Genomic DNA, 4,013 nt, shown 5'->3' on the forward strand with positions numbered 1-4,013 from the left:
ATTCAAGTGACCGACTTACTCGAAACCTAATATGAATGATCTATTTCTTGTAACTTTTTAAGAATAATTTGATCCCATATTGGTGGATAACCAATAGATTCACGCAAGTAATTTACAAGTACAGTAATCTTGTTTGAATTTCGATGACCTTGACGATGAATAACTGAAATATCACCACCTAATGGAGTATATTTGGGTAAAACAATTGATAAAGCTTCTGACTCAATATATTCAGCAGCAATAAAGGTTGGCAAAATCGTTACCCCCAACCCCTCCATAGCTGCAGCTAGCAATTGATGGCCACTGTTGGTTCGCATGCGGTTACGAATCCTAAAAGATTGCAATTCCCCCTCAACAGGTAACTGCAACATTCCATTATGTTCTCTCAATATATACAATAGCCCTTCGTGATCTTGTAAATCGTTAGGGTGTTCAGGAACGCCATGTAATTCCAGATATCTTGGACTGGCACATAGCACATGTCGATTAACCGAGATTTTTTTAGCAATCAGGGAAGATGAATTTAAACGTCCCAATCTAATGGCTGCATCAAAATTCTCGTCGTTTAAGTTCACAAAATTATCAGTAGCTTCAATATCAAGTTCTAAATCTGGATACTCAATAGCAAATTTGGCGAGAATAGATGCAAGATATCGTTCAGTAAACGCCATTGGTACCGAAAGACGTAAACGCCCTGTTAAATGACAATTATTAGTAGCGGCCTCAGTTTCAGCGATTTCAATCTCTTCCAAAATATGAATACATCTCTCATAAAATGAATATCCTGACTGAGTAATTATTAATTTCCTACCGCGCTCAAAGAGTCGAGTGTTCAAACGTTTTTCTAATTGTTGTATACGTTGACTTACAACCGATTTAGCAATCCCTAGTCTTTTTGCTGCTTCAGAAATACTTTTTGCATCGACAACTGCTACGAAAGTTGTCATATCTACAAATTTATTCACATGGCATTCCTTAAAGTATTAGCAATAAATTAAATTATGAAATTCAAGTTACCGCATTAAAAATTTAACTGTGAAACTATTCTTCTACGAATAATTAAACCCTATAGGTTTAGCAATAAACGCTCTAAACTCATAAATATTATTTATCTTCATATATTTGTTTCATTAAAATTTTCTTTTAATGCATTGATTAAGATATTTAATAAAGGTGCTTGTTCTCGTCTATGGGGATAGTACAAGTGATAAGGTTCATAGCTATGTCGCCAGTCCTTAAGCGTTTCTTCCAGTTCACCACTTTCAATATAAGGCTGAACCATATCAATAGGTAGATAAGCGATTCCTACACCGCTTCTTGCTGCTTGAAGCACTGGAGATAAAGTTGTAAAAACAACTTTAGCGTTAACGGTAACAGATTGCGTTTTACCTTGTTTGGTAAATTGCCAACGATAGAGTTCACCATGTGTGGGTAATCTTAAATTAATGCACTGGTACTCAACTAAATCTTTTGGTTGCTTGGGGTGACCATAACGATCCAAATATTCTTTGGTGGCAACCGTTAGCATTTGTATTGGTTCACTTACTTGTAAAGCGATCATATCTTTAGAAACCAAACCGCCTCTTCGAAGCCCTGCATCAAAACGACCTTCTACAATATCGACAAGACCATAATCAGAGATGATTTCTACTGAAATTTTTGGAAATTGTTGTATGACTTTTTCAACTGCTGGCCATAAAACACTTTGTATTCCATATTCATCGGCACTAATACGTAATGTTCCTGCTGGATCATTTTTTAAAGCACTGATTTGATTTATGCCATGCTCTATTTCTTGTATTGCAGGTTGAAGCAAATTGAGTAGATATTCACCTGCTTCTGTAGGCGCTACGCTTCTGGTGGTTCTTGATAATAGTTTTATGCCAATTCGGTCTTCTAAATTGCGGAGGGTTTGGCTAATGGCTGACTGTGATGTTCTCAGTTTTGCGGCTGCACGGGTAAAGCTCCGTTCTTGAGCAACGACCATAAAAGTATGCAAATCATTTAAATTTTCTTTCATTATTTATAAGTATTCAATATAAGTGCTATCTAATTATAGTGGATTATCATAATAAATCACTACGAGTATATTGATTTCATCGACCTAGTTTCTCTTTCGGAGATAAGATGATGAAAACTGTAATTTTCAAAAATAAAAACATCGATGTTTCTGCAACTATTCGTTTTCCAAAAGATTTCGATGAAAACAAAAAATACGCAGCGATTGTATGTGCTCACCCCATTAGTAGCTGTAAAGAACAAACTGCAGGAACAATCTATGGTGAAAAACTGACTGAAGCTGGATTTATTACTTTAGCATTTGATGCAGCTTATCAGGGTGCTAGTGGCGGTGAACCTCGCTTTATTGAAGACCCTGCTACACGTGTAGAAGATTTCCGCTGTGCAGCCGACTATTTAACAACGCTTACTTATGTTGATGAAAACCGTATTGGCGTATTAGGTGTATGTGGTGGCGGTGGTTATGCGGTTAATGCGGCTATGACTGAACGCCGTTTTAAAGCAGTGGCGACTGTTGTGGGCGCAAATTATGGTCGTCTCATGCGTGAAGGTGATCAAACACCTGACGCGGCCATTAAAACTTTAGAAGCCATTGCAGCACAGCGAACTGCCGAAGCGCGTGGTGCTGAACCATTCATTACCCAGTACATTCCAAACTCACAGCAAGAGCGTGAACAAGCTGGAATCAATGATATTGATATTAAAGAAGCAATTGATTACTACAAAACCCCGCGCGGTCAGGCAGAAGGTTCACCAAATAAACTTCGTTTTTCAGGTTTAGCGGCTGCTGTTAATTTTGATGCATTCCACTTGGCTGAACACCTTCTCACACAACCACTACAAATTGTAATTGGTGAAATACCTGGAGGGTTTGGTTCATATCGTGACGGTTATGAGCTATATAGCAAAGCGGCATCCAAACATAAAAACCTCTTTGTGGTTAAAGATGCAAGCCATTATGAATTATATGACCAACCTGAGGCTGTTGGCCAAGCTTTAGAAAAAATTATTCCGTTTTTTCAAAAACATCTTTAAGCCAAATATTGGAAAGTTTCTCAATTGGGGAACTTTCCAAATAGATAGGCTTTAGCGGTAATTAAACAAGCTTTTTATAATAAATTGCTGTGCCGTCGTAGTTCCCATTTGAGCTTAATGCGAAACTTGGGATGACACCCACACGAACAAATCCAATTTTGCTATATAAAAGTTCGGACACATCGCCTTCACGTGTATCCAAGACAAGTAAGCGCAGACCTTTTTCTCGTGAAAAATTTTCTAGTTCATTCATTAGTAATGTTGCTATCCCTTGTTTTCTTGCAGATGTGAGCACCATGAGTTTTTCAACTTCGGCTCTATGAACTCCGTTCTTTTTACTCACCAAAGACAATTGAACACTACCTACAATTTTTCCTCGTTGAATAGCAATCCATAGATGGCTATTCCCTTGTGCTAATTTATGGTTGACCTCACGCCAGTAATTTAAAACATCGTCCTTTTCTACGGGAGATAAGAAACCTATAGAAGCTCCGCTATTGATAGAATCTTCTAACAATAGCGATAAATCTTCTTCATGGTAACCAATTTCTTTTATTTCTAAAATTTCAATATTTTTCATATTTTTTCTCAAAGTTATTTGAATAAAATTTCACTAGATCTTATTTTAGAAAATTATTAAAACCTAAATATTACCTTGAAACCTTGAAATATGAGCTAATAAACTATAATAAATAGGTACAAATACTTGTTAAGTTAAGGATTAAAATTATGTCAAATGCAAATAACAAGGCTGTACAGCACTTAATAGAAATAGCAAATTCATTACGCGAAGGTACTGCAACTTATAGTAGTACTCTTGAAGCATTGGGTGAAGCAGGTGGTGAACATGCTGTAGAATATTTGATAAATGTAGTTAATTCATTACGTGCAGGGACTGGAGCTCATCAAACCGCTATTAAAGCTTTAGGACGTGCAGGCCGTATAACAGAATAATATAT

Annotated in this window: 5 protein-coding genes; 2 read left to right on the top strand and 3 right to left on the bottom strand. The window is 36.8% G+C overall.

Annotated features, from left to right (window positions below; genetic code table 11):
• Window positions 1–26: 26 nt before the first annotated feature.
• The gene (locus HUN22_RS15830; RefSeq protein WP_174731334.1) at window positions 27–965 is read right to left on the bottom strand and encodes a LysR family transcriptional regulator; all 939 of its coding nucleotides are present in this window, start codon (window positions 963–965) and stop codon (window positions 27–29) included.
• Window positions 966–1,114: 149 nt separating this feature from the next.
• A complete protein-coding gene (locus tag HUN22_RS15835; protein WP_174731336.1) occupies window positions 1,115–2,020 on the bottom strand; it encodes a LysR family transcriptional regulator in 906 nt (301 codons plus the stop codon).
• 110 nt (window positions 2,021–2,130) lie between these two features.
• Between HUN22_RS15835 and HUN22_RS15840 the strand changes: the two genes are divergently transcribed.
• Entirely contained in the window at window positions 2,131–3,054 is a 924-nt protein-coding gene (locus HUN22_RS15840; protein ID WP_174731345.1) for an alpha/beta hydrolase, read from the top strand.
• 61 nt (window positions 3,055–3,115) lie between these two features.
• Here HUN22_RS15840 and HUN22_RS15845 read toward each other — a convergent pair whose 3' ends face one another.
• Window positions 3,116–3,634, bottom strand: a complete 519-nt coding sequence (locus HUN22_RS15845; protein ID WP_174731339.1) for a GNAT family N-acetyltransferase — start codon at window positions 3,632–3,634, stop codon at window positions 3,116–3,118.
• Window positions 3,635–3,783: 149 nt separating this feature from the next.
• Here HUN22_RS15845 and HUN22_RS15850 point away from each other — a divergent pair, with 149 nt between their 5' ends.
• On the top strand, window positions 3,784–4,008 hold the full coding sequence (locus HUN22_RS15850; RefSeq protein ID WP_174731342.1) for a hypothetical protein: 225 nt from the start codon (window positions 3,784–3,786) through the stop codon (window positions 4,006–4,008).
• The last annotated feature ends 5 nt before the right edge of the window (window positions 4,009–4,013 follow it).

Origin of the sequence: Acinetobacter lactucae, from assembly GCF_013344765.1 — a bacterium.
GTDB classification, from domain to species: domain Bacteria; phylum Pseudomonadota; class Gammaproteobacteria; order Pseudomonadales; family Moraxellaceae; genus Acinetobacter; species Acinetobacter lactucae_A.